The 24977-nt window shown below is 62.9% G+C and carries 22 protein-coding genes and 2 tRNA genes; 6 read left to right on the top strand and 18 right to left on the bottom strand.

Features of this window, described 5'->3' with window-relative positions; genetic code table 11:
• Positions 1–9: 9 nt before the first annotated feature.
• The 11 genes from DEHOM01_RS04840 to DEHOM01_RS04790 form a co-directional block, all read right to left on the bottom strand.
• Positions 10–828, bottom strand: coding sequence for a universal stress protein (locus DEHOM01_RS04840; RefSeq protein WP_061211751.1), 819 nt, complete (start codon positions 826–828; stop codon positions 10–12).
• Positions 829–956: 128 nt separating this feature from the next.
• Positions 957–1029 (bottom strand) — tRNA-Glu (locus DEHOM01_RS04835).
• A gap of 76 nt (positions 1030–1105) precedes the next feature.
• Positions 1106–1177: transfer RNA gene (locus DEHOM01_RS04830), tRNA-Gln, on the bottom strand.
• A 138-nt stretch (positions 1178–1315) separates the two neighbouring features.
• Positions 1316–2476 carry a hydroxymethylglutaryl-CoA synthase gene (locus tag DEHOM01_RS04825; protein WP_061211750.1) on the bottom strand — a complete coding sequence of 387 codons (1161 nt, stop codon included), beginning with the start codon at positions 2474–2476 and terminating at the stop codon, positions 1316–1318.
• On the bottom strand, positions 2473–3534 hold the full coding sequence (locus DEHOM01_RS04820) for a hydroxymethylglutaryl-coenzyme A reductase family protein (protein WP_061211749.1): 1062 nt from the start codon (positions 3532–3534) through the stop codon (positions 2473–2475). Before DEHOM01_RS04820 ends, DEHOM01_RS04825 begins: the two co-directional genes overlap by 4 nt.
• The gene (gene fni / locus DEHOM01_RS04815; protein WP_061211748.1) at positions 3527–4612 is read right to left on the bottom strand and encodes a type 2 isopentenyl-diphosphate Delta-isomerase; all 1086 of its coding nucleotides are present in this window, start codon (positions 4610–4612) and stop codon (positions 3527–3529) included. Before fni ends, DEHOM01_RS04820 begins: the two co-directional genes overlap by 8 nt.
• Positions 4605–5732, bottom strand: a complete 1128-nt coding sequence (locus DEHOM01_RS04810) for a phosphomevalonate kinase (protein WP_061211747.1) — start codon at positions 5730–5732, stop codon at positions 4605–4607. The genes fni and DEHOM01_RS04810 overlap by 8 nt, the downstream gene beginning before the upstream one ends.
• On the bottom strand, positions 5729–6721 hold the full coding sequence (mvaD, locus tag DEHOM01_RS04805; RefSeq protein WP_061211746.1) for a diphosphomevalonate decarboxylase: 993 nt from the start codon (positions 6719–6721) through the stop codon (positions 5729–5731). The genes DEHOM01_RS04810 and mvaD overlap by 4 nt, the downstream gene beginning before the upstream one ends.
• On the bottom strand, positions 6718–7890 hold the full coding sequence (mvk, locus tag DEHOM01_RS04800; RefSeq protein WP_061211745.1) for a mevalonate kinase: 1173 nt from the start codon (positions 7888–7890) through the stop codon (positions 6718–6720). Before mvk ends, mvaD begins: the two co-directional genes overlap by 4 nt.
• Positions 7887–9413 carry a glutamate--tRNA ligase gene (gene gltX, locus DEHOM01_RS04795; RefSeq protein WP_061211838.1) on the bottom strand — a complete coding sequence of 509 codons (1527 nt, stop codon included), beginning with the start codon at positions 9411–9413 and terminating at the stop codon, positions 7887–7889. The genes mvk and gltX overlap by 4 nt, the downstream gene beginning before the upstream one ends.
• Before the next feature lie 66 nt (positions 9414–9479).
• A complete protein-coding gene (locus tag DEHOM01_RS04790) occupies positions 9480–10271 on the bottom strand; it encodes a fumarylacetoacetate hydrolase family protein (RefSeq protein WP_061211744.1) in 792 nt (263 codons plus the stop codon).
• A gap of 132 nt (positions 10272–10403) precedes the next feature.
• On the opposite strand from DEHOM01_RS04790, the gene DEHOM01_RS04785 reads away from it, so the two are divergent.
• The 6 genes from DEHOM01_RS04785 (at position 10404) to DEHOM01_RS04760 (ending at position 16204) form a co-directional block, all read left to right on the top strand.
• Positions 10404–11417 (top strand): 3-methyladenine DNA glycosylase, encoded by a 1014-nt coding sequence (locus tag DEHOM01_RS04785; RefSeq protein WP_245630652.1) that lies wholly within the window; start codon positions 10404–10406, stop codon positions 11415–11417.
• 48 nt (positions 11418–11465) lie between these two features.
• The gene (locus DEHOM01_RS04780; protein WP_061211742.1) at positions 11466–12287 is read left to right on the top strand and encodes an endonuclease/exonuclease/phosphatase family protein; all 822 of its coding nucleotides are present in this window, start codon (positions 11466–11468) and stop codon (positions 12285–12287) included.
• Between the two features lie 34 nt (positions 12288–12321).
• The gene (locus DEHOM01_RS04775) at positions 12322–14877 is read left to right on the top strand and encodes a DEAD/DEAH box helicase (protein WP_061211741.1); all 2556 of its coding nucleotides are present in this window, start codon (positions 12322–12324) and stop codon (positions 14875–14877) included.
• Positions 14874–15404: a PTS sugar transporter subunit IIA gene (locus tag DEHOM01_RS04770; protein WP_061211740.1), complete on the top strand. Its 531-nt coding sequence runs from the start codon at positions 14874–14876 to the stop codon at positions 15402–15404. Before DEHOM01_RS04775 ends, DEHOM01_RS04770 begins: the two co-directional genes overlap by 4 nt.
• A 13-nt stretch (positions 15405–15417) precedes the next feature.
• Positions 15418–15657: a hypothetical protein gene (locus DEHOM01_RS04765; RefSeq protein WP_061211739.1), complete on the top strand. Its 240-nt coding sequence runs from the start codon at positions 15418–15420 to the stop codon at positions 15655–15657.
• A gap of 82 nt (positions 15658–15739) precedes the next feature.
• Positions 15740–16204, top strand: a complete 465-nt coding sequence (locus tag DEHOM01_RS04760) for a hypothetical protein (RefSeq protein WP_061211738.1) — start codon at positions 15740–15742, stop codon at positions 16202–16204.
• A gap of 12 nt (positions 16205–16216) precedes the next feature.
• On the opposite strand, the gene DEHOM01_RS04755 is transcribed toward DEHOM01_RS04760, so the two are convergent.
• The 7 genes from DEHOM01_RS04755 to DEHOM01_RS04725 form a co-directional block, all read right to left on the bottom strand.
• Entirely contained in the window at positions 16217–16894 is a 678-nt protein-coding gene (locus DEHOM01_RS04755; RefSeq protein WP_061211737.1) for a hypothetical protein, read from the bottom strand.
• 726 nt (positions 16895–17620) lie between these two features.
• Positions 17621–19234: a citramalate synthase gene (gene cimA / locus DEHOM01_RS04750; RefSeq protein WP_061211736.1), complete on the bottom strand. Its 1614-nt coding sequence runs from the start codon at positions 19232–19234 to the stop codon at positions 17621–17623.
• Between the two features lie 46 nt (positions 19235–19280).
• Positions 19281–20363, bottom strand: a complete 1083-nt coding sequence (locus tag DEHOM01_RS04745; protein WP_061211735.1) for a branched-chain amino acid aminotransferase — start codon at positions 20361–20363, stop codon at positions 19281–19283.
• Positions 20364–20404: 41 nt separating this feature from the next.
• Positions 20405–21460: a 3-isopropylmalate dehydrogenase gene (locus DEHOM01_RS04740; protein ID WP_061211734.1), complete on the bottom strand. Its 1056-nt coding sequence runs from the start codon at positions 21458–21460 to the stop codon at positions 20405–20407.
• A 44-nt stretch (positions 21461–21504) separates the two neighbouring features.
• Complete coding sequence (gene ilvC / locus DEHOM01_RS04735; protein ID WP_061211733.1) at positions 21505–22536, bottom strand: ketol-acid reductoisomerase; 1032 nt, start codon at positions 22534–22536, stop codon at positions 21505–21507.
• Between the two features lie 129 nt (positions 22537–22665).
• The gene (gene ilvN, locus DEHOM01_RS04730) at positions 22666–23196 is read right to left on the bottom strand and encodes an acetolactate synthase small subunit (RefSeq protein WP_061211732.1); all 531 of its coding nucleotides are present in this window, start codon (positions 23194–23196) and stop codon (positions 22666–22668) included.
• A gap of 2 nt (positions 23197–23198) precedes the next feature.
• On the bottom strand, positions 23199–24953 hold the full coding sequence (locus DEHOM01_RS04725; protein WP_061211731.1) for an acetolactate synthase large subunit: 1755 nt from the start codon (positions 24951–24953) through the stop codon (positions 23199–23201).
• Positions 24954–24977: the final 24 nt, after the last annotated feature.

Here is a 24977-nt window from a genome sequence, read left to right as displayed (position 1 = left end):
TCGAGCGGCTTACTGCCTCTCGAGCCACACGGGGGTGTTCGCGTACTGCAAGAAAGCGGTATTCGACACGACGGGCTGACGCTCAAGTTCCCCGTGCTTGCCGCGCGCGTTCGCAACGATAAGCCTCGTGCCCTCGCTACGTCGGATCAACTCTTTTGCCGTGTGCTGGCGACCGTACTCGGTGATCTCCACGTCCACCTCGGGCGCAACCTCGCGCAAGTGACGTTGAGCGCTCTCGAGAATGCCCGCCCATTTCTCCTCGGGAATCACGATCGAGGGGACAACACGAACGCCGGTGCCGTACACCTTCGCAAACTCTGCGGCGCGCTCGAGCGCGCGGTCAAAGGCCGTCCCACCGTCGTAAAACACGGCCACGGGGCCATCTGCGGCAATGTCGCCGCGAACGACAACGATCGAACATTTCGAGCGTGTGAGGAGCGCCGAACTGGTTGATCCCACGATGATCGAGAGGAAGCGACCGAGCCCGCGAGAGCCGACCACGAGCGCATCTGCGGTCGCTGACTGCTGAATGAGCACGTCGACCGCGCGGCCGTCGACAATCTGGGTCGTCACCTCGCAGCCGGGGGCAACTTCATGGGCGATCTGAGCCGCTTCATCGAGCAAGCGCTGCGCGGCGACCTTGAGGCCCGACCCACTCACGCCGGGAACGGGATCGACATCGACCCCCATGAGCGGCCACACGAATGCGTGCACAAGATGCAGGGGCTTATTCAGGGCGAGGGCAGTGTGCGCCGCCCAGCGGATTGCGTGATCGGATTCCTCGGTGTCTTCGACGCCGACAACGATCCGGCCTTCATTTGCACTCATGGTTTTCTTCCTTCCACGGCCGGGCTCACGCTTTTGTGAGCCAAACTCCCTGCTCGCTTTAAGGATACGCCGGAAAGGTCCCGGGCACGAAAAAGCCCGACCACCGAAGTGGTCGGGCTTTCGCTCTGTACCCCGTACCGGATTTGAACCGGTGTTACCGCCGTGAGAGGGCGACGTCCTAGGCCGCTAGACGAACGGGGCCTTGCCTCAATGAGACCTTAGAAACTTTAGCAAAGCTGCTGGCTGTTTCCAAATCCAGGTCGTGTGACCTGCATCGCTGGGGTACCAGGACTCGAACCTAGAACAACTGAACCAGAATCAGCCGTGTTGCCAATTACACCATACCCCAAGGGTTTTGCCCGGCGAGCCGAACGAAATACAACAGTAGTCCAGCGCGAAAGCCCCGGCAACTTTTCCTGCGTCCTTTGTGGAAGCTTTCACACGAATGCGATTCCGACGCTGGCCCTGCAACCGTCGGACCCTGTTTTCACGCTTTTTCGTACACCCGAACCGACTCGCGCACACCCGCCAAACGGAATGGGCCCTTCCCCTCCGCACGCGTTTCATAATCGCCCGTACGATCCGCGCGAATGTGCCGTTCGCGATACTCCTCATAGCCGATTTCGCGGCGCGCATCGAGCTGGGCCGTGAGCGCACCTGGGCGCACATGCTCGCGATACCCTTCGACGAGCGTGCCGGCGAAAAACTCGGCGACCGCGCCCGAGCCGTAGCTGAAGATCCCGATGCGCTCGCCTGCACCAAGCTCGGCGTTCTCGAGAAGGGACAAGAGCCCCATGTACACCGACGCCGTGTACGTATTGCCGAGGCGGCGGTTGTGAATCATGGTCTCCTCGAGCGAGGACACGGCGCTCGCGACCGATTGGGCGCCCGCGTGCTTCGCGAGGGTCTGCATGGCCTTCGCCGCCATCTTGGTGAACGGCTGGTGGAAGCACATGCGCGCGATGGAGGAGAACTCCGCTCCCCCGCGGCGCACGTAGTCGTCATATGCCTCTGTCACGGCGCGCAGGTAGACGGTCACGGAGAAACGGCCGTCGACGAGGGCGGTCGTGCGGTCATTGGGACGCCAGAAGTCATGGACGTTTTCGGTGAAAAGACCCGAAGCGGGCTCGATTGCCATGATCGCGGGGTCAGCGCTCACGAGCATCGCTAGCGCACCCGCCCCCTGGGTTGCCTCACCACTCGAATCAAGCTCGTACCGGGCAATATCGCTCGCGATCACGAGAACTTTTTCATCGGGGTTGCGCGCCACGATTCCGAGCGCAAACTGGAGCGCTGCGGTTGCCGAATAGCATGCCTCTTTGAGCTCGACGACTCGGGCATTGTGCTCGAGGCCGAGGAGTTCGTGCACGTAGATGCCCGCCGCTTTCGACTGGTCGATGCCTGTCTCTGTCGCGAGCACGAGCGTGCGGATCTCCTTGGTGCCGTGGCGCTCGATAATGGGCGCAGCTGCCCGGGCCGCGAGAGTGACAATGTCTTCGTCGTCGCCCGGCACGCTCATCTCATGTTGGCCAATTCCGCGCAAATACTTGCCGGGACTCGTGCCTTGTGCTTCGGCGAGCGAAGTGAGGGAGAAGAAGAGCGAGGTCGTCGCCGCTGAGATATCGGTGATGCCGATCGCGTGCGTCATCGCGAACTCCTTTCAAACTGGACGTGGGCGGCCATGAGCTCGCCCGGATTGGTCTGCGCAGCCATGAGCGAGAGCTCGCCGCATAGGACGGTTGCGGCGGCGAGTCCCGCGAGACGTCGGGCGTTCTCCCCCGGCTCGCGCTCCTCGCGGCATCCCAGGCGCGCGAGATTGTCACTCACGAAATCAAGCCCTTTGCCGTTGCCCACGGACCCGACAATGAGATGCGGGATCGTGCACGAGAAATACAGGTCCTCGCCGTCTCGGCCCCGGCGCTCGGTGTGCGTGATGCCCTGGCTGCCTTCAACGATGTTTGCGGCGTCCTGGCCCGTCGCAAGATAGAACCCGAGCAGCATGTTGGCGTAGTGCGCATTGGCACTCCTGAGGGAGCCTGCGGCGATGCCACCCACAAGGTTCTTGCGCACGTTGAGGTCCGCCATACGTTCGGCGCTCGTGCGCAGTCGCCGGCGCAGAACCTCTTCGGGAAGGACGATCTCCGCGATCACATTCTTGCCGCGCCCTCGAATTCCGTTCACGGCCGAGGTTTTCTTGTCGGTGCAGTAGTTGCCGGAGATGCTCGCGTATCGCAAAGCGCTCTCGCGGTTCGCGATGTGCGCCATGAGGGCGTCTGCGGCGAGGGTCACCATGTTGTGGCCAGCCGCATCGCCCGTGAGGAACTCGAGGCGCAAATACAGGAGATTACCGACGATCTCGGGGGCGATTTCGATCAGGCGCGCAAAGCGGCTCGTGCCGGCGACAACCTCCTGAAGCGAGGACAGATCCGCGCACACACGCCTCGCCGCGTCGTAGGCATCGGCCGCCGAATCTGCTTCGAAAAGGATCGAGCGGGTCATGCGCTCGTCAACGAGGGTCGTGCGGATTCCGCCCTCGACGAGCCGGGACACCGTTGCCCCGCGCTTGACTGAGGGAAACAGGGTCGTCTCGTAGGTGGCGAGGGGGACCTCGACCTCGCCTTCGGCCACGTTTCCGCTGATCCTCAGGGGCCCGAGCCATTTCATGGGAATCTGCGCGAAAGCGCCCTGCTCGCGTGTGTCACTCATGAGTGCCTCCATTCGCCTTTCCGCTGCGCCGCGCGTAGGGGGAAAGATCGATGCCTCTCGCCTCCGCGTACTCGCGCACGCGCCCCGTGAGCACGAGATCTGTGCGCGTGAGCGCGTCGACGTTTCGTGCGCCCACGAGCGCCATCATCAACCGCAGTTGCTCTTTCCACGTTCGGATTTCACCAATGAGCGCATCGGGTCCGTGGTCGCGCACGATCGCGAGAAAACCGCCCGCGACTCCCACGGCCTTCGCCCCTAGCGCGAGGCATTTGAGGACATCGAGGCTCGTGCGAACACCTCCGCTCGCGAGAAGCGGGAGCCCCGTGTCGCGCGACGCCCCGCGCGCATCGATCAGGCTCTCGACGGCGCTCTGACCCCAGCCATTGAGGTGGGAGAACTGATCGGTGCGGCGCGCGCTCTCGATGCGTGCGAAGTCAGTGCCACCATTGCCAGCCACGTCCACAAAGGCAACACCGAGTGAGGACAGCGTGCGTGCGCTAGCCCCCGTCATCCCGAAGCCCACCTCCTTCACGATCACGGGAACATCGACGGCCCGTGCGATCGCCTCGATGTGCTGGGCCCAGTGCTCGAATTCGCGATCTCCCTCGGGCATCACGATTTCTTGGACGGCATTCACATGGATTTGAAGTGCATCGGCATCGATGAGCTCGACCGCCTCGCAGGCCTGCTCGGGGCTTGCGTTCGCTGAAAGGTTCGCCATGAGGAAGCCGTGTGGGTTTTCGTCACGAAGAACGGTGAAACTCGGCGCGCACGATGGATCTTTGAAGTAGGCGCTCATGGACCCTGAGGCCATCGCGATACCCGTGTCCGCAGCGGCGATCGCGAGTGCCTGATTAATCTTGCCGGTGAACTCGCTACCGCCGGTCATGCCGTTGATGTAGAACGGCAGAGGCCACGTGCGCTCTCCTATTTCAACCTCGAGACTCACGGTCTCGACATTGACGGCGCTCAGGGCGTGATGAAGCACGCGCACGTCATCGAAGTCCCGTGAGCGGCGGTGGGCGGTCTCTTGCTCCATCGCAAGCCGAACGTGATCGTCTTTGCGGGAACTACTCATGGGCGCTTCCTTGCTTTTCGGTCGTCACATGTGTGCGGGCGTGGAGGTCCGACGGCTCTACGCCCACGTTGAGCGCGGTCATTCCCGCTCGCCGCCAGGCTTGTCTCACTGCCGTCGCGACGTCGGCATTCGGGGCGAGGGCAAGAACGCAGTCCCCGCCGCCAGCTCCCGAGAGTTTTGCGGCGGCACCGTGTGCGACGGCGATCTCGGTCATAGCGCGCAGCTCTGGCGTTTCGATGCCGAGCGGCCCCTCGCTTCCTCCTGCCGCAGCGTCGAGGTCACGCAATTGAGCGAGGACGCATTCGAGCACGCGCATGGCGTCAATCGTCGAGCCCGTGCGCACCGCCTCGACGAAACGCTCCACATGCGCGGCGTTCTCGCGCGCGAATGCTTCGAAGTCGATGCGTCCAGCGCGGGCAGCATCGTCGACTTGCGCTACGAGCGAGCGGGTCGACGCAGGCGCACCGCTCCAGCCGATGACGGTCTTGAGCGCGTGTGGCACGTCGAGCGGCTCAAGAGCAAGGCCCGGCCACTGCGCGGCGAGCGCGCTCTTGACGCCTTCGCGTGCGCGCAGATCGCGCACGGCCTCCCGATCGAATGATCGGTACAGGACCCAGCCACCGAGCACACTCGTGGCGACGTCTGCACACGAGGCGCGCACATTACCGTCGAGCACGGCGAGAGCCGAAAGTTTGAAGAGTTCTCGCGGGCTGAGAGCGATGTTGAGGGCGCGAGCCGCGGCGCCAATGGTCGCGACGACAACGGCGCCGGAAGAGCCGAAGCCATACTTTCGACCGTCACTGTCATCAAGGGTTGACGACACGTGGATATCAAGGGCGGGCAGAGGCCCGTAATACTCCACGAAAACGTCGAGAGCGCGGAAAATAGGTTCTCGCTGCTGCTCGGATGCTGGCGCCTCGGCGCTCACGGGAGCATAGTCGCGCTCCTCGCCCCACTGCTCGCTCGCGACGCGCACGCCGTAGGCGCGGCGCACGGGACTCACGCGGGCCGTGACCGCGCGATCCACGGCGATCAACACCGCGGGATTACCGGCGCGCACAACCCCGTACTCGCCAGCGACGAAAAGCTTTCCCGGGGCGCGGAATTCGAAAGCGCTCATGCTTCGCTCGGGCGCTCACCCTCATCGAGGAGGTAGGCACCGGGGCCGGCGTTCGCAACATGCATCTTCACGTCTTCGATCCTCTCACGCAGGCGCTCGGTAACGAGAGCGGCCTCGCGCGAGCGACACAGAATCTTCACGTTGGGCCCGGCATCGGCGCTCGCGTATGCCTCGATCCCCTGCTCTCGCAGCTCCTGGACCGCATCGATCATCGCGAAGCTCGTGCCCGTCAGGTATCGCACAGGCGGCTCCGCGCCGAGCATCGAGGCGTGCATGCGAAGGGCGCTCATCTCCGCGATCTCGCCGAGGCTCGTGAAATCCGCATCGTGCACGGCGCGCGACGCGCGCTCCAAAAGCACGGCGTTCGACGATACCCATCCCTCGAAATAGGGAGAGGTCTCCACGGTGTGGTTCATGCCGGCGCGGCTGCCGATCTTCTTGCGCGCGCTTGAGATGACCGCGACGACCATCGAAAGGGGCTCGCCGCTCCACTCGAGGGGCTCGGCAATACTCGTGTCGTCACTCGTGCCCTTATTCCAGCGTGCGAGCCCGCCGAAAATTGAGCGGCACGCCGATCCGGAGCCACGGCGCGCGAGGCGCGAAAGCTCCGCATCGCTCAGCGAAAGCCCGTACGCGACACTCGAAGCCTTCGCGAGCGCCGCGAAAGCGGCCGCGCTCGAGGCGAGCCCGGCAGCCGTCGGAACCGTGTTCGTGGAGGTGACATGTGCGTGCGCCTCCGAACCCGCGAGCTCACGCACAAGACTGAGGACCGTGCGCACGCGCGCAGATTCCTCACCGGACAGCTCAACCCCGTCGAGGACGACCCGGTCGAAGGGATCGTCCGTCACCTCGACCGTCGTGGTCGTCGGGAATATGTCGAGAGTCAGCGACAGTGATCCGGTCGCGGGCAGATTGAGCTCGCGATCCGTTTTCCCCCAGTACTTCACGAGTGCAATGTTGGGGTGTGCGACGGCGGTAGCGCGGGTCATGAGCTCTCCTCACTCGCGGGGTTGATTGACCACACATTCTTCGCACCGGCAGCCGAAAGCGCACGCGAAAGCGCGGGGACAGCGCCGTGAGAAGGAGCGAGGGCGATGATGCAGCCGCCCAGGCCTCCACCCGTGAGCTTCGCACCGAGTGCACCTGCATCGCGTGCTGCCCCCACGAGGTGTTCGAGCCGCGAATGCGATACCCCGAGCTCCGTCAAAATCTCCTGGCAGTCGTTCATTGCGCGACCCACGCTGCTCATATCGCCGATACGCAGCGCTTCGCGTGTGGTGTGCGCGAGCGAAGCGATCGTCTCGAGCGCAAGATCCACGAGTCGGGGATCGCGTTCACGCCGCTCGCGGATGCCGCGAACCGCATCGAGGGTGTGCCCGGGAAGCCCCGTGTCAGCCACGACGAGCGCCGGCGCGTGAGCAAGTTCGAGCGGTTCCGCCTTGCCTGCCTGGAACCACAGTGGGCCATCCGCCATGGTCTGGTATGCGTCAAGACCACTCGGAGTTCCATGCGCGATGCGTTCGACGAACTGCACGAGCTCGAAACGTTCCTCGCTCGTGAGTTCGTGACCGTATAGGCGCGCAACGGCAACGGCGATCGCGCTCGCCATCGCGGCACTCGACCCGAGGCCGCGCGCCGTGGGGATACTTCCCTCGACCGTGACTTCGGCGCGTCCAGGCTTCTCGCCCACGTGGCTGAGAATTGTCCGCAGTGCCGACTGGGCGAGTTCGTCCTCGGCCTCTTCCGTATCGACGTCGAGGTAGATCGCGCCCGTGGAAGGGTCGCCGACGGTTGCAATGCGCCGCTTTCCACGCCGCTCCCCCGTGCGCGACGAGGGTACATCGAGCGTGAGGCCACTCTCGAAACGCACCTCGTCGCCGGGAACGGTCTGATCATCGAACGAGAAACCCTCGGTCAGCGAGTACGAGCCGCTGATCGTCCCGAAACCCTCGGCGGAGACGGATCCCTCGATGCGTCCGGTGTGAGTACTGACCGAATCCGGATAGGGCAAAAGCCTGGCCGTTGCCGTGAGGCTCAAGTGGGGAATGGGAAAGGCGATCGCGGGATGCCCGTACACGACAGCGTGCTCGCCGATCAGAATCGTCTTGGCGTGCGCGCTGCCGTGCCCGGTCGCGTACTCGAACGTCTCTTCGCTCACCGGGATGCGAGCAGATCGGCGAACGACGAAAGGCGGGCGATCGTGGATTCGTAGCCGAGAAGCTCCATCGATTCAAACAGCGGCGGGCTCACGCGACGGCCAGAGATGCCCGAACGAAGCGGCCCGAACGCGAGCCGGGGCTTGACGCCCATGCCGTCGATAATCGCTTCGCGCAGCGACGCCTCAAGCGTCTCGGTCGTGAAGTTCTCCTTGCCGCCTTCCTCGATGACCTCGATGGCGCGGCGCACAACGGAAACGGGATCGTCGCCAAGCTTCTTGAGGGCGTCCTCTTCGATCACGAGATCGGCATCGTCGATGAAGAGGAAGCGCAGCATCCCCGGGGCCTCACCGAGGAGGTTCATGCGCGGCTGCACGAGTGGCGTGGCCTTCGCGAGGAGGGCGCGCTGATCCTGGGTGATGGGGGTTTCGACAACCCCGGCCTTCTCGAGGTACGGGATCATGCGCTCGGTGAACTCGGCCTCGTCGAGCATGCGCATGTGGTCGGCGTTAATCGCGAGCGCCTTCTTGTAGTCAACGCGAGCGGGGTTCGGGTTCACGTCGGCAACATCGAACTTCGCGACGAACTGCTCGCGCGTGAAGATGTCCTGATCGCCGCTGTAGCCCCAGCCAAGCAGCGAGAGGTAGTTGATCATTCCCTCGGGCACGAAACCCTCGTCGCGGTAGAGGAAAAGGCTCGACTCGGGATCGCGCTTGGACAGCTTCTTGTTGCCCTCCCCCATCACGTAGGGAAGGTGGGCGTATTCGGGCGTAAACTTTGCGATGCCGATCTTCTTGAGTGCTTCGAACAGCACGATCTGCCGGGGCGTCGAGCTGAGGATATCTTCGCCGCGCAGAATGTGGGTGATGCCCATGAGGGCGTCGTCGACGGGGTTCGTGAGGGGGTAGAGCGGCTGGCCGTTCGCGCGCACGACAACGTAGTCGGGGGTCGAACCGGCTTTGAACGTGATCTCGCCGCGCACGAGGTCGTTGAACGTGATGTCCTCATCGGGCATGCGCACGCGCCACACGGGCTCACGTCCTTCGGCGCGGAACGCTGCCTTTTGCTCTTCGGTCAGGTCACGATCGAAACCGTCATACCCCGATTCCTTCGGGCGGCCAGCGGCAATGTGGCGCTGCTGGATTTCCTCGGGAGTCGAGAACGACTCGTAGATGTAGCCGCCGTCCTTGAGCTTTTGGATGACGTCCTGGTAAATCTCACCGCGCTGCGACTGGCGATAGGGACCGTCCTCGCCGCCCGCGTCCACGCCTTCGTCCCACGTAATGCCAAGCCATCGCATCGCATCGAGAAGCTGGTTGTAGCTTTCTTCGCTATCGCGCGCTTGGTCGGTGTCCTCGATGCGGAACACGAGCGTGCCACCCGTGCGTTTCGCGTAGGCCCAGTTGAACAGGGCGGTGCGCACCATGCCGATATGCGGCGTGCCGGTTGGCGACGGGCAAAAGCGCACGCGGACCTCACTGTGGCCGCGCGTGCTGTCGAGGGCGGGAAGGCTCGCGAGATCGATGTTCTCAGCGCTCACGTGGGTGTTCTCCTTCGAGAGGTTGGCGGGGTGAGATCCCCGGATGTGGTCTTAGGCCTCGAGATCTTCGGGCGACACTATGCGATTTGTGAGGGTGCCAATTCCGTCGATGTCGATGTCGACGGTGTCACCAACGTTCACGAGCCCGACGCCCGCGGGCGTACCGGTGAGGATGACGTCGCCGGGAAGAAGGGTCGTCGAGCGCGTGACCTCCTCGATGAGCTCGGGGATGCGGCGCAGCATGTCGGCGCTCGTGCCGTCCTGTTTGACCTCGCCGTTTACGCGCGAGCGGATGCGTGCGTTCGCGGCATCAAGGTCCGTTTCGATCCACGGCCCGAGCGGGCACGAGGTGTCGAAGGCTTTCGCGCGGAACCACTGGGACTCTTCGCGCTGGGCATCGCGCACCGTGAGATCGTTCGCGCACGTGTAGCCCAGGATGACGTCCGAGGCGCGTTCGGCCGGGATGTTTTTCGCGAGGGTTTTGATGACGACCGCGAGCTCTGCCTCGAAGCTGAGCTCCGCGGCGTCAGCGGGGTAAACGATCGGATCGTTGGGACCGATCACCGACGTGTTCGGCTTGAGGAACAGCAGCGGGCGTTCGGGAGCTTCGTCGCCCATCTCGCGCGCGTGCTCCGCGTAGTTCTTGCCAACGCCAACGACCTTCGACCTTGGGATCACAGGGGCGAGGAGGCGGACGTCCTCGAGCGGGAGGATCGTGCCGTTAGGTTGAATCTGGGTGTACAGCGGGTCTCCCGAGATTCCGTACACCATGTCCACGCCGTCCTTTTCCTGGACGATGCCGAACATCGGGTTCGAGCCGGTGGTGAATCGTGCAATGCGCATGCCCTCAGTCTAGTAGCGCGCTTTGGCTTGCACGGGCTATGCCTCTATGCCCTTGGCCACCCCTCACTCTTTCTTCACATCCGCAGCCCGTGCGCAGCCCGCCCCACACGTATCGGCACGTAAACTCAATGAGTGTTTTCTTCATCGCGTTCGTCTTCGTCATCGCTCTCGCCCGCTGCCCCCGGTCGCTTCGTCGCCGTGATGTCGGCGGAAGAAGCGATGCATGCACGCGAGGAGCACGAGGCGCGCGCGGATCGTTTGAGCGCCCCGCACCGAGAGCGAAAGGCACGCGGCGAGAAGCACCCGATCGAGGATTTTCTGCACACGTACTATCCCTTCAGCCCGGGGCAGCTTCGGCGCTGGCATCCGGGCTGGCAGGTGGGTTACGAAGCCTCGGCGGATCAGGCACGCAGCGGGGTTGGGGATGTCGATTCCGACGGCTGCCGGCGCTGGTATAGCGACATGCAGCCCCAATCGGGCGGCGCATCCGGTGCGGTGCGCGCGGCGGACCTCGAGCGATTTGCACGCGAGCGAGGCGATGCCGCCTACTGGATTCACCGATTGCTGTCTAACTCGAGTTTTGCCGAAAAGCCCGGGAATTTTTCATGCTTTGGACTTCACGAATGGGCGATGGTGTACCGCCTCGGGCCGGGCGAGAAGCGTCACGAATCGCTTCCCTTGCGACTGAGCGCCGAGGAAACAAACCGCGTGGTTGAAGAGAACCGTCTCGTGTGCTCGCATATCGACGCGTTTCGTTTCTTTACGCCGCAGGCGGCTCCGCTCAATGCCTCGCGCCCCACTCGCGAGAGTCAGCCCATGAGAGATGATCCGGCATGCCTTCACGTGGGCATGGACCTGTACAAGTGGTCGATGAAGCTCGCGCCGCTGCTGCCGAGCGATATCGCACTCGACTGCTTCGAGCACGCCCTGGATTTAAGGATTCTCGATATGGAGGCCTCACCGTACGACTGCCGAGGCTACGGATACGGGATCGTACCGATCGAAACTGATGAGGGTAAGCGCGAGTACGTGCGGCGCCAGCGGCTTCTCGCCGATCGTTCGGATGCGCTGCGCACGCGGATTCTCGCCGCCGTGGAACCTCTCGTGCCTCTATTTGCTAAGGCTTCTCGCCCCTGCGCGAGCTAAGTCTCCCAAACACCATTATTCTTCGACGTTTCGCGGCACAATAGAGGTATGCCTGCTTCCCCGCCCTCGTCCCCGCGCACTGCGCGCGTCCGCGTCGCCACGTTCAACATTCATCACGGCGCTAATTCCCGCAACGTTCTCGATCTCGACGCGACCGCTTACGCTCTCGAGTCGCTCGAGGCCGATGTGATCGGCCTGCAGGAGGTCGATCGATTCTTCGGGACGCGCTCAGACTTCGTGGATCAGGCAGCGTGGCTCGCAGACCGCCTCCACATGCACGCTCAGTTCGCCCCCACGATCGATCTTGATCCGTCGCGTCGTTCCGCGGAGCGGGTGGGGCTTAGCACGCGCAGACAGTACGGGATCGCGGTGCTGTCCTCGTACCCGATTGTCGATTCGCACCTCGCGCGTCTTCCCGAAAACCGACTGATCGAACGCCGCGCGGTGCTACGCACGCGGATCGACGCCGATGGAGTCCCCTTCTCATTTGCCGTCACGCATCTCGCCCTCGGCCCAGGGCGGACCAGGCGCGCGCAGTTCCGAGCCGCGCGCGAGGTCGCATTCACGGGCGCGGAGCCCGCAGTCCTCGTGGGAGATCTCAATTCCGCGCCCTCGCATGCGCGCGATTATTCCGTCTTCACGAAAGGGCTCACAGACGTGTGGGCCGCGAAGCATCGCTTCCCGCTTGCCAAGCGCTTCCTCGGCCGCACAAACCCCGTGATCCCCATCCCGATGCGACGTATCGACTACATTCTCGCGAGTCGTGACATTCGGCCGATCTCGGCGAAGACCCTCCGCACGCACGCGTCGGATCACCTCCCGGTCGTCGCGGAACTCGAGATCCCTCACGTCGATCTCGCCGCCGAATAGGCAGCGGCCCGGGCGGGGCTGCCACAATGGGGGCATGCCACTTCTTCACGACTTTCTCCCCACGTCCTCGAGCGAGGATGCGATCGTCGAGGGTTTCATCGCGGCGCAAGCCGAGGTTGGCCGCACCCTCTACTCCCATCAAGAGGAGGCGCTCCTCGCGATCGCCGCTGGCGACCACGTGATTGCCGCGACACCCACCGGCTCGGGAAAGACAACGATTGCCTACGCGGCGCTCTACGCCGCGATGGCGCGCGGAGAAACCGCGTACTACACAGCCCCGATTAAGGCGCTCGTGAGCGAGAAGTTCTTCGAGATCGTCTCGATGTTTGGGGCTGAGAACGTCGGCATGATGACGGGCGATTCGTCCGTGAACCACGAGGCCCCGATCATCGTGTGCACGGCTGAGATTCTCGCGAATCATGCGCTTCGCGACGGTGAGACGAGCGATATCGGCCTCGTCGTCATGGATGAGTTCCACTTCTACGACGATTCCCAGCGCGGCTGGGCGTGGCAGGTGCCTCTGATCGAACTCCCGCGCACGCAGTTCGTGCTCATGAGCGCGACCCTCGGCGACGTGACCTTCTTCGAAAAAGACCTCGCGACGCGCACGGGCAGGAGCGTGAGTACGATCGCGGGGGCCGAACGCCCCGTGCCCCTCGATTTCCGCTGGGCGACGACCGACCTTCCCGAGACGATCACGGAGATCCTCGACAACCGCGACGCGCCCGTCTACATCGTCCATTTCACCCAGAAAGATGCACTCGAACAGGCACAGCACCTGCTCGGCACGAAGATTCTTACGCGCGAGGAAAAAGACAAGATCCGCGAGCTCATCGGTGATTTCCGCTTCTCGCGCGGCTTTGGCTCGATCCTCTCGAAGCTCGTGCGCGAGGGCATCGGCGTTCACCACGCCGGCATGCTCCCGAAGTATCGCCGCCTCGTTGAGCGACTCGCCCAGTCGGGGCTGCTCAAGGTCATCGCGGGCACCGACACCCTCGGGGTGGGGATTAACGTTCCGATCCGCACGGTTCTGATGACGGGGCTCGCGAAGTTCGACGGGCGTCGCCAGCGCCTCCTCAACACGCGCGAGTTCCTCCAGATCGCGGGCCGCGCCGGACGCGCGGGTTACGACACCGTGGGGCACGTCGTCGTCCAGGCTCCCGAGTGGGCCGTCGAGTTCGAGAAGGAAAAGGAGCGCTTCGCAAAGCGCGCCGAAAGCGGATCGAAGCCGAACAACGCGAAGAAAAAGCAGCGCGAACCGAAAATGCGGGTCCCCGAGGGCCGGGTGAACTGGACCGAGGAGAACCTCAGGAAGCTGAGTGAAGAGCAACCGTCGGAACTGAAACCCCACATGGCGATGACGAGCGCAATCCTGCTCGCGCTCATTTCCCGCCCGGGAAGCGCCCTCGAGGCTGCTCGGCACCTCATCGACGAAAGCCACCAGAGCCGCGCCCAGAAATTCGCGCTCAAACGCCGAGCCCTCGAGCTTTTCCGCGGCCTCAAAGAAGCGGAGATCATCACGGTGCGCGAGGAGCCGGACCACCTTGGCCGGACGGTGACGCTCGTGGATGACCTGCAGTGGGACTTCCAGATGAACCAGCCGCTCGCCGCATTCGCGATCGCTGCCCTCGATATCCTCGACGAGGACTCCCCGACTCTCACGATGGACTCGGTTTCGATCATCGAGGCAATTCTCGAAGACCCGTTCCAAATTCTCCTCGCTCAGCAAAACGCCGAAAAGAGCGCTCTACTCGCCGAACTCAAAGCCGACGGCGTCGAATACACCGAACGCATGGCACGCCTCGACGAAGTCACCTGGCCAAAGCCGCTCGAAGAAGAACTCACGACAGCCCTCGAGATCTATGCGAAGAATCGCCCCTGGATCAACGTGCACGACCTCTCCCCCAAGAAGATCGTGCGCGAGTTCTACGAGACGGGCGCGACGTTCAGCGAGTTCGTCTCGCGGTACCAGCTCATGCGCTCGGAAGGCATCGTGCTGCGCTATCTTTCCGACGCCTACCAGGCCCTCCGGCGTACCCTCCCGGTCGAGCTGCGAACCGAAGAACTCGAGGATGTGATCGAGTGGCTCGGAGTGCTCGTGCGCGGCGTCGATTCGTCCCTGCTGGATGAGTGGGAAGCGCTCACCAACCCCGACAGCGATGCGGATGCCGCGAGCGAAGTACGCCCCGATTCGCCACGCAATCTGAGCGCGCAGACCAAGGTGCTCACGCAAATGGTGCGCGCCGCGATGTGGCGACGAGTGGAAGACTTCGCGTTCGAGCGCGAGGAGCAACTCGGTGAACTCGATGGCGCGAGTGGGTGGGACGCGGATCGCTGGGGCGAAGCCATGGACGACTTCTACGACGCGCACGATCACGTCGTGATCGAGGATCGCGCCCGCGCACGCCAATACCTCCGCCTCGAGCAAGAGTCGAAGCGGTGGCTCGTCACGCAGACCATCGTCGATCCCGAAGGCGATAACGACTTCGTGATGCAGGCGATCGTGGACCTCGAACAGACCGACGAGGAGGGCGAGCTCGCGCTCACCCTCGAGTACGTCGGGGACATCGTGAAGGCACCCTGGCGGTGACGCGGCCACGCCTATACGTGCTCGACGTCCCGAAAGGCGAGGGCACGAGCTTCGCCTCACTCACCCGGTTCGTAGCGAGTCATCTCGAGGCCGACGGATGCGTGACGTCATCGTGGGTCGGGGCCGTACTCGCGCGCGAGCAGCTCTACCCCACCGGCCTCCCGCTCGAACCGCCCGTCGCGATACCCCACGCTGACACGACCCACACACTCAAGGACGCACTCGTGGTGGCAAGGCTCGCTGAGCCACTCGCGTTCGGTGCAATGGGAGATTCCGACGCCGGAGCGCTCCAGGTGCGCCTCGCCGTCTTTATCGTTGCCGGCAACGGGATGGCCCAGGTCGAGGCACTCGAAAGGCTCCTCAGCATCCTTGGCGACGGCGCGCGCCGCGAAAGGCTCGAAGCCGGCTCGGCCGAGAACGCACGGCGGTCCTTCGAAGCGATGCTCGAACAACTCGCCGCACTCACCACAGCCCCCGACACCCCCCACCCGCGTACACCTGATCCTTCAAGCCAAAGCCAACCGTGAACGCGCTCAGCGCATGCACGCCCTCTCCGACGAGCTCGACGGCTTCAGCGTCGAAGAACTCGAACGCCACGACCCGTCCTACATCCAAGGCATCCGCGCCCTCTACGACGCAGCAGGCACCCCACAACGCGACGAAACAGCTTTCCGCCACGCCCTCAAAACCGCACACCGCGCACACAAACGCGGCCAGCGCCTCAAAGACGCCCCCATCATCGATGCACACGAACACGCCTACCGCATCACCAATGCGTAGCTCACACGGTCGTCAGGCATAGAATGGGGTTGTCTGGTAGGAAAAGTTTGAGCTGGCGCTATCGCGTTTCAGAGGGGGGCCGGTGAAGAAAAAGCTGTGGTCAACGATTCTGGCTTGCGGATCCATCACTCTTCTCTGCTTGCCCCTTCAAGGTTGCGGTCACGACCTAAGCGCGGAGCTGGGGCTGGATGCCGATGATTCGCCGCAAGTACTGTCGGAAGCCTGGGGGATTGACGTCCCCGCCTCTATGACTACTGAAGAGCTTTACAGCAGCGATGTAGGGTTCACGGGCGACGGAGATTATCTACGCGTAATGAAGCTGCCCAAGGCAGACCAAGTTGGGATGTGGGCTCCAGCTAACTTCCAAGAATCGCCAGATGAATGGGTTGGTACGACCGTCATCACCAACTCGAACGCCCCATTTAATCTAGAAGATTTAAATGATATGAAGTGCCTTCCCGTCACCAAGAGGGAAGATGGATCTTATCTGATGCTCTGCTACAGCAGAGCATCAGATGATTACTATTCCTTCGAATCGATATTTTAAATCGATCCCTCTTTAAACGCTAATCACCACTGGGTATGGCCTGATCACCCCACGCTTCTGCGCGAGCGCCATCACTGCCACAACCTTATTAGTAACGCCTTTATATTTGGTTTTCGGGTCGAAGTCATAGACATCGTGGATTGTGAAGTTATAGTCCGTGGGGGACTTCTTTTTGTAATCAAACCTTTTGATGGAGTAGTAGAGGTTTACCCCGTACTTTCCGCCACTGTTAAGGGCGAAAATGCTAGAGCCGCTGACTGCCTTCGAATTCCTTAGGCGGGCGACTACTGGGCTGGATTTTGCTCGCGAGCCGTGACGCGGACGGTATGCGGATGAATCCTTCTTTTTCGCCCTAAGCAGCAGTTCGGCTGACAGCATGTATCCCCCCGCTGTGAACGCTGCAATTACAGAATTCACAGCGGAGCCAAGAATGTCTTCCTGTGTGACTTTGTAGGGTTGCACACTCCTAGACGTCTGCTCCGGAGCGGGGGGCCTGATCTTCTGTAGTTCCGCTTCAACCGAGGTTCCCTTTTCGGTGAGATCTTGGTCAATCTCCTCGATAACCTGATAGATGAGCTTCAGCTCCTCATCTGTCAGCGAATCATCGGCTAGGGCCGGCTGCAAAAACACAAGAGGCAAACTTGCCCCCAATAGACCAATGGCGGTGCGCCTAGTAACTGTTTTAGACACGATGTTTTCTCTCCTTTGAGTAATTACCAACGCTCCCGAAGTGGCCTCCGGGATGACTCACAGCGAGCCGCACAAGTTGCCCCCCCCAAAAGATCTCTTCCGCTGAAGAGTTAGGATGTGAGAACACTGAAAAAGTCCCTTGCGAGACGTCAAATGTTCCCCTCGGTCGGTAGTGGCAGAGTGAGAGTCTCGCGCACTCCTCGTTCTCGTCGGCTTCAGTGACTCCGTGGCGGCATCTGATTGTGGCAACGCTGTCGTCATCCGACATATAGCACATTCGATAGATGTCTAAAAGTGCGATTGTCCCGGGACCCGGGAAATCTCCGGGCAGTTCGCGTGCGGTCTGGTTGGGTACAGGGCAACGAGACGCGCGGTCGCATCCTCCTCGCCGTCTCCAGTAGGTATAGCGATACCGGACGTATACCACCCCGCCGCGATATCTCGGAAGAAGTGGGCTGCACTCCCCACACCGTTACTACGCACGTAGCGACGCTCCGAGAAGCTGGCTTGCTGCCCGCGAGTAGGGGTGGAAATGCCATAAGCATAGAACGGTTCCCCCCTCCCCCTAGAGAGCACATGGCTTCCACCCTTCTTCACACCTCACCACCACGGGCCTCCCGGCTCCCCTTCTGCCCTTCTCACTGCGGGCTTGAGATGCGGTCCCGCCTACCGCTGGCGCTGCTATCCATTCAGGGCCCACAAGCTGAAAAACCTCGAAGCGATGCTTTAGAGCGATCCTCCGCTTTCGCGCGCTGGGGCCACGCGGAGCTTGTGAAGGCCGTACCAGTACGCGTCGAACAGCGCCTCCCACGAGGCCTCGATAATGTTCGGGCCCACGCCAACCGTCGTGAAGCGGCCAAAGGGTGCCTGGCTCGTCACGAGCACGCGAGTCGTCGCGTCGGTGCCCTGCTGGGAGTCGAGGATACGCACCTTGAAGTCGACGAGGGCGAACGAGGCAATCTCGGGATAGGTGTCCACGAGCGCCTCACGAAGGGCCTTGTCGAGGGCGTTCACGGGACCGTTGCCTTCGGCGATCGTCACGCTTCGGTGACCGGGAGCCGTGCTGAGGCGCACGGTGGCTTCCGATTCGAGCGACCCGTCGCGGAGCTGGTGGGAGGAGGTGCGCCAGGATTCCACCTCAACGTAGGTGGGAAGGTCCCCGAGAACGTGGAGCACGAGCATTTCGAAAGAGGCGTCGGCCGCCTCGTAGCTGTACCCCTCGGCTTCACGCCCCTTGACTGTTTGGGCGAGCAGGGCGAGTGTGGCGTCCTCACCGGAGAGGTCGTAGCCGAGCTCGCGCCCCTTGAGTTCGATCGACGCCTTGCCCGCCATGTCCGAGATAATCATGCGCATGTCATTGCCCACGACCGTTGGATCCATGTGCTGATACAAATCTGGATCCACGCGGATCGCGCTCGCGTGCAGGCCAGCCTTGTGCGCGAATGCGCTCGCCCCTACGTAGGGGGCGCGCGCCGGCGCGGGTATATTCGCGATCTCGGCAATGGCGTGGGCGATTCGAGTGGCGTCGCCGAGCTGCTCGTCTGTCACGAGGGTGCGCCCGAGCTTGAGTTGAAGATTTGCGAGAACCGGGATGAGGTCGGCGTTTCCCGTTCGCTCGCCATAGCCGTTCACACAGCCCTGAACGTGCACCGCACCCGCTTCTACGGCGGCGATCGTGTTCGCGATCGCACAGCCGGAATCGTTATGCATGTGGGCACCGAGACGGTCGCTCTCAAGCCCTGCTTTTTCAAGCCGTGCACGCACATCCGCGACGATCGCACTCACCTGATGCGGAAGCATTCCACCATTCGTATCGCACAAAATGACGATCGCCGCCCCGGCGCGCAAGGCCTCGGCTACGACGCGCACCGCGTAGTCGGCATCGTGAGCGTAGCCGTCGAAAAAATGCTCGGCGTCGATGAACACCTCGCGCCCGTAACCACGGAGAAACTCAATGCTCTCGCGCACCATAGCGAGATTCTCCTTGGCGCTCGTGCGCAGCGCCGATTCGACGTGCCGAAGATCAGACTTTGCCACGAGAGTGACCGTCGGAGCCCCTGAATCCACGAGCGCCCGCAGCTGCGGGTCCTCGCTCGCCGCACACCCCTTTTTGCGAGTCGCCCCGAAGGCCGCGAGGCGGGCGTTCTTCAAAGAGAGCTCTTTTTTCGCACGGGTGAAAAACTCTGTGTCCTTCGGAACTGCACCCGGCCAGCCGCCCTCGATATAGGTCACGCCGAGCTCATCGAGGAGCCTTGCGACCTGTAGTTTGTCCTCAACGCTAAGCGTGAGCCCTTCTTGCTGGGAGCCGTCGCGCAGGGTCGTGTCGTACAGGTGAAACACTGCCGTGACCTCCGGGATGCTGAAAGAAACGGGTGGGGATGCGGCGTTACACGAGGCGCGTGAGCCAGCCGTGGCGGTCCTCAACGCGGCCGTACTGGATGCCCGTCAGCTCTTCGCGAAGGGCCATCGTGACCTCGCCGCTGCCACCATTGCCGATCGTCCACGTGGCGTTTTCATCACGCAGCTCGCCAATCGGGTTGATCACGGCCGCTGTGCCGCACGCAAACATTTCCGTCACGCGGCCCGCAGCGATATCGGCGGTGAGCGCCTCGTAGTTGACGGACTCTTCGCTCGGGCTAAGGCCACGATCGGCGGCGAGCGTAAGGATCGATTCGCGCGTCACGCCTGGAAGGATCGACCCGGTGAGCGTGGGCGTCACGATGCGACCATCGGCGTAGACGACGAAAATATTCATGCCCGAGAGCTCATCGATGTTCGAGTGTGTCTCCGAGTCGAGGAACATGACCTCATCGGCCCCCGCCTTGGCAGCCTCGTACTTGCCCTGGAGCGAGCTCGCGTAGTTGCCGCCGCACTTGGCAAAGCCCGTGCCGCCGCGGCCCGCGCGGGCGGCGAGCGGCGAGACCCAGACGACGAGGGGCTGCACGCCGCGCGGGAAGTAGTTACCGGCAGGCGAAGCGATCACGTAGTAGTCGACCGTGTGCGCCGCACGCACGCCGAGGAAGCTTTCCGAGGCGAACATGAACGGGCGAAGGTAGAGACTCGACTCGCCACCCGTGGGAACCCACGGCTCATCGGCGCTCACGACGCCTCGCAGCGAGGCGAGGAAGTCCTCGGTCGAGATCTCTGGAAGCGCGAGGCGCCTCGCCGAGTTCTGGATACGCGCGGCGTTCTTCTCGGGGCGGAAGGTCCACACGCTTTCGTCGGCGTGCCGGAAAGCCTTGAGCCCCTCGAAGATTTCCTGGGCGTAGTGGAAGACCGCAGCGGCGGGTTCGAGCGAGAGGGGGCCGTACGGAAGAATCTCACCCTCGCTCCAGCCTTCGGCTTCGGTCCACCGCTGATGGGCCATGTAATCGGTGAAGTTGTCGCCGAAGCCGGGATCCTTGAGGATGCGCTCACGCTCCTCGTTCGAGATTCGACGCGGAGCCGAGCTTGCGCGGTATTCACCCATGGGCTTTTATCCTCTCACCTTTAATCGTTGATTTCCCCAGTTTACGAGGCTGCGCGCGCCTTTTCCCGAACAGCCTGCGCGATTGCGTCCCCGATCTGCGCGCACGTACGCGCGGAGCCGGGGTTCTCGGCGAGATCCTCGGTCACGGCCTCGCGCACGCGCTGCGCGGCTGCGTCTTCGCCGATTGACTCGAGAAGGAGCGCAACGGAGAGGATCGTCGCGGTAGGGTTCGCAATGCCCTTGCCCGCGATATCGGGGGCGCTTCCGTGCACGGGCTCAAACATCGACGGAAACTCACCCGTGGGGTTCAGGTTGCCGGAAGCCGAAAGCCCGATGCCGCCAGAGATCGCACCCGCAAGATCAGTAATGATGTCGCCAAAGAGGTTGTCCGTCACGATCACGTCGAAACGCGAAGGATCCTGAACGAGGTAGATCATCATCGCATCGATGTGCGAGTAATCGACCTCGACATCGGGATACTCGCCGGCCACGTTCTCCACGATGCGCTTCCAAAGACGCCCGGCGTGCACGAGCACGTTGTGCTTGTGCACGAGGGTGAGCTTCCCGCGGCGCTTCGCGGCAAGCTCGAAGGCATAGCGCACGACGCGCTCAACTCCGTGGGCAGTATTGATCGACACCTCGGTCGCAACCTCGTCGGCGCTCCCCTCGCGAAGCACCCCACCGGCGCCAACGTACGCCCCCTCGGTTCCCTCGCGCACGACCACGAAGTCGACCGCGCCAGGGTTCGCAAGTGGGGAATCCACGTGCGGGAAGAGAGTCGTAGGGCGGAGGTTCACGTAATGCTCGAACGCAAACCGGAGCCTGAGCAAAAGCCCCCGCTCGAGAACACCCGAGGGTACACTCGGGTGTCCGACGGCACCCAGCAGCAGGGCGTCGTGGCGCTTAAGCGCGTCCAGGTCCTCATCCGTCAGCGTTTCGCCGGTGTCGTGCCAGCGGCTCGCGCCGAGGTTGTAGTCGGTCGTGACGAGGTCACGCCCCGTGCTTTCCAGGGCCGCCCTAAGAACCTTGAGGCCCTCGGGTACAACTTCCTGCCCAATCCCGTCTCCGGGGATGACAGCGAGGTCAAGTGTGCTCATGGTTTCTCCTTCGGTGGCGCGAGGGTGGTGCACGGGGCGACGAATCAGCGCTGTGCGGTGCCCTCTGTGTAGTCGGCATCGAGCTGCTCGGCGCTCCAGGCAAACATCGTGCGAAGCTCCTTGCCGACCTTCTCGATCGGGTGCTCCTGCTCGCTCGCGCGCAGCTTCGTGAACTCGGGCGCACCTGCCTTTTGATCATCGACGAAGCGCTTCGCGAAGCTGCCGTTTTGAATGTCGCCCAAGACGGCCTTCATGGAGGCCTTGACGTGTTCGTCCACGACTCGCGGACCCGAGACGTAGTCGCCGAATTCGGCGGTATCCGAGATCGACCAGCGCTGCTTCGCAATGCCGCCTTCGATCATGAGGTCAACGATGAGCTTGAGCTCGTGCAGCACCTCGAAGTAGGCGATCTCGGGCTGGTAGCCGGCCTCGGTGAGGGTCTCGAATCCTGCCTGCACGAGGTGGCTCATACCGCCGCACAGCACAGCCTGCTCGCCAAAAAGGTCTGTTTCGGTTTCTTCCGTAAAGGTGGTTTTGATCGCGCCCGCGCGCAGGCCACCAATCGCCTTCGCGTATGACAGGGCGAGCGGCCAGGCCTCGCCCGACTCGTCGTTTTCCACTGCGATAATGCAGGGAACACCGCGCCCGGCGACGAATTCGCGGCGCACCGTATGCCCCGGGCCCTTCGGCGCGACGAGCGCGACGTCGACGCCCTTGGGCGCTTCGATGTAGTCGAAGCGGATGTTGAAACCGTGCGCGAAGAAGAGCGCGTTACCCGCCTCGAGGTTGTCCTTGATCTCGTTCTCGTAGATCTCGGCCTGGTACTGGTCGGGGGCGAGGATCATGATGACGTCGGCCCACTTGGCGACCTCGGCGACGGTGTCCACGCCAAAGCCCTGCTCTTCGGCTTTCGCTCGCGATTTCGACCCTTCCTTGAGGCCGATGCGTACCTCGGCGCCGGAGTCGCGAAGGTTGAGGGCGTGGGCATGGCCCTGCGAGCCGAATCCTACGATGCCGACCTTCTTGGACTGGATGAGTGCAAGATCAGCGTTGTCGTCATAAAACATTTCCGCCACGGTGAACTCCTTCGGTTCTCATGTGTGATTCGGTTGTGGGCAGTCTAACCGCCCCTCGTCTTACTTACTGGATACGTGTCTCATATTGAGAAACGCTGGTAGGTGTGTACCCGTCGGACCCCTCGCCCCCTACCCGAGCAGCGCACGATCCGTAATCGAACGCGAGCCGCGCCCGATCGCGACCGCCCCCGACTTCACGATCTCCTTGACCCCGAACTGCTCGAGCATGGACACCAGCGCCGCAAGCTTATCGGCCGATCCCGTCGCCTCGATCGTGACGGAATCGGAGGCCGCATCGACGACCTTCGCCCGAAACATCTGCACAATTTCGAGAACCGACGTGCGGGTCTGGTTATTGGCCTTGACCTTGACGAGCACCAGCTCACGCTCGACCGACTGCCGCGGCTCGAGCTGCACGATTTTCAGGACGTTCACGAGCTTATTGAGCTGCTTCGTGATCTGCTCGAGCGGCATTTGATCGACCTCGACCACGACGGTGATGCGAGAGATGCCCTCGTGCTCGGTGGGTCCCACCGCGAGCGATGCGATGTTGTAACCGCGCCTCGCAAAAAGCCCCGAAACACGCGTGAGAACGCCGGGCTTATTCTCTACCAGGACGGACAGCGTATGGTTCTTCTCCGGGTCGCGCGAAAAGTCCATGCTCAGATCTCCCTCTCCCATTCGGGCGTCATGCCCTGCGCGATTTGAATCTCGTCATTGCTCACGCCAGCGGGCACCATGGGCCACACCATCGCGTCAGCGCTCACGTGAAAATCGACCACGACGGGGCGATCGTTGATCGTCATCGCCTCGCCAATCACCAGGTCGATGTCCTCGTCGCGCTCGCACCGCAGCCCCACGGCACCGTAGGCCTCGGCGAGCTTTACGAAGTCAGGAACGCGGCGCGTGCCGTGTCCGGTATTGAGATCGGTATTGGAAAAACGCTGATCGTAGAAAAGGTTCTGCCACTGACGCACCATGCCGAGCGACGAATTGTTGATGATCGCGACCTTGATCGGAATGTCGTTGAGCACGCAGGTCGCGAGCTCCTGATTCGTCATCTGGAAGCAACCATCACCGTCGATCGACCACACGACCTTGCCGGGCTGGCCCACTTTCGCGCCCATCGCCGCGGGCAGTGAGTAGCCCATCGTGCCGAGGCCGCCGGAGTTGATCCACGAATACGGCTCCTCGAAGTCGATGAATTGGCTCGACCACATTTGGTGCTGGCCTACCCCGGCGACGAAGATCGATTCGGGGCCACTGATGGCGCTGATGCGCGAAATCACGTACTGCGGCGCCGTGTAGCCGTCGGCGGTCGCGGTCCACCCGAGCGGGTAGTTCTCACGCAGTCCGTTCATGATCTGCCACCAGGCTTCGTAGTCGCGATCGTCGCCGTCTGCAAGGCGATCGGCGAGGGCCGCCAGAAGAGCGCGAGCGACATCCGCCGCATCGCCCACAATCGGCACGTCGGCGACTCGGTTTTTTGAAATCTCGGCGGGGTCGATATCGGCGTGCACAACCTTCGCGCCTGGCGCAAACGAGTCAAGCCTTCCCGTCACGCGGTCATCGAAGCGCGCCCCGATCGCGATAATCAGGTCACTGCGTTGGAGAGACGCGACCGCCGCAACGTCTCCGTGCATTCCGGGCATTCCCAAGTGCTGCGGGTGCGAATCAGGAAGGGCGCCGCGCGCCATGAGGGTCGTGACGAACGGAGCGTTCGCCGCTTCGACGAGCGCACGCACCTCCTCGCTCGCGCGCGACCGAAGCACACCACCACCCAGGAGGAACACGGGGCGCTTCGCACTGACGAGCAACTCGACCGCTTCGCGGATCTGCTTGCCGTGCGGGCGACCGGGGATCCGGTAGCCGGGAAGATTGAGCTCTTCGGGCCATTCGAAAACGGTTTCGGCCTGCTGCGCATCCTTCGTCACGTCTACGAGCACGACTCCCGGCCTGCCCGTCGAGGCGATATGGAAGGCCTGCTTGATCGCGAGCGGAATGTCATCCGCATTCTTGACGAGGATGTTGTGCTTCGTCACGGGCATCGTCATGCCCACAATGTCGGCCTCTTGGAACGCGTCCGTGCCAATAAAACTCGAACCGACCTGACCGGTGATGACCACCATGGGGATCGAGTCCATCTGGGCATCCGCAATCGCGGTGATGAGGTTCGTTGCGCCGGGTCCCGAGGTCGCGATGCACACGCCCACCTTGCCGGTGGCATGCGCGTACCCGCTCGCCGCGTGGCCAGCGCCCTGCTCGTGACGCACGAGAATGTGCCGAAGACCCTTCGCATCGAGAAGCGGATCATAGGTCGGGAGGATCGCTCCCCCGGGCAGGCCAAACACGACTTCCGCCCCCGCCGCTTCGAGCGACATGATGAGCGACTGCGCTCCCGTGACTGCTTCAGCCATAACGCCTCCAACTGTTCACTGACG

The organism is Dermabacter hominis NBRC 106157 (assembly GCF_001570785.1).
GTDB classification, from domain to species: Bacteria; Actinomycetota; Actinomycetes; order Actinomycetales; family Dermabacteraceae; genus Dermabacter; species Dermabacter hominis.
This window is presented reverse-complemented; position numbering and strand designations above follow the sequence as displayed.

Bases quoted from the DNA above. Each gene is read 5' to 3' on its own strand.
- DEHOM01_RS04840 (WP_061211751.1), bottom strand. From the start codon at position 828: ATGAGTGCAAATGAAGGCCGGATCGTTGTCGGCGTCGAAGACACCGAG.
- DEHOM01_RS04825 (WP_061211750.1), bottom strand. From the start codon at position 2,476: ATGACGCACGCGATCGGCATCACCGATATCTCAGCGGCGACGACCTCG.
- DEHOM01_RS04820 (WP_061211749.1), bottom strand. From the start codon at position 3,534: ATGAGTGACACACGCGAGCAGGGCGCTTTCGCGCAGATTCCCATGAAA.
- fni (WP_061211748.1), bottom strand. From the start codon at position 4,612: ATGAGTAGTTCCCGCAAAGACGATCACGTTCGGCTTGCGATGGAGCAA.
- DEHOM01_RS04810 (WP_061211747.1), bottom strand. From the start codon at position 5,732: ATGAGCGCTTTCGAATTCCGCGCCCCGGGAAAGCTTTTCGTCGCTGGC.
- mvaD (WP_061211746.1), bottom strand. From the start codon at position 6,721: ATGACCCGCGCTACCGCCGTCGCACACCCCAACATTGCACTCGTGAAG.
- DEHOM01_RS04790 (WP_061211744.1), bottom strand. From the start codon at position 10,271: ATGCGCATTGCACGATTCACCACCGGCTCGAACCCGATGTTCGGCATC.
- DEHOM01_RS04780 (WP_061211742.1), top strand. From the start codon at position 11,466: ATGCCTGCTTCCCCGCCCTCGTCCCCGCGCACTGCGCGCGTCCGCGTC.
- DEHOM01_RS04775 (WP_061211741.1), top strand. From the start codon at position 12,322: ATGCCACTTCTTCACGACTTTCTCCCCACGTCCTCGAGCGAGGATGCG.
- DEHOM01_RS04765 (WP_061211739.1), top strand. From the start codon at position 15,418: ATGCACGCCCTCTCCGACGAGCTCGACGGCTTCAGCGTCGAAGAACTC.
- DEHOM01_RS04745 (WP_061211735.1), bottom strand. From the start codon at position 20,363: ATGGGTGAATACCGCGCAAGCTCGGCTCCGCGTCGAATCTCGAACGAG.
- DEHOM01_RS04740 (WP_061211734.1), bottom strand. From the start codon at position 21,460: ATGAGCACACTTGACCTCGCTGTCATCCCCGGAGACGGGATTGGGCAG.
- ilvN (WP_061211732.1), bottom strand. From the start codon at position 23,196: ATGGACTTTTCGCGCGACCCGGAGAAGAACCATACGCTGTCCGTCCTG.
- DEHOM01_RS04725 (WP_061211731.1), bottom strand. From the start codon at position 24,953: ATGGCTGAAGCAGTCACGGGAGCGCAGTCGCTCATCATGTCGCTCGAA.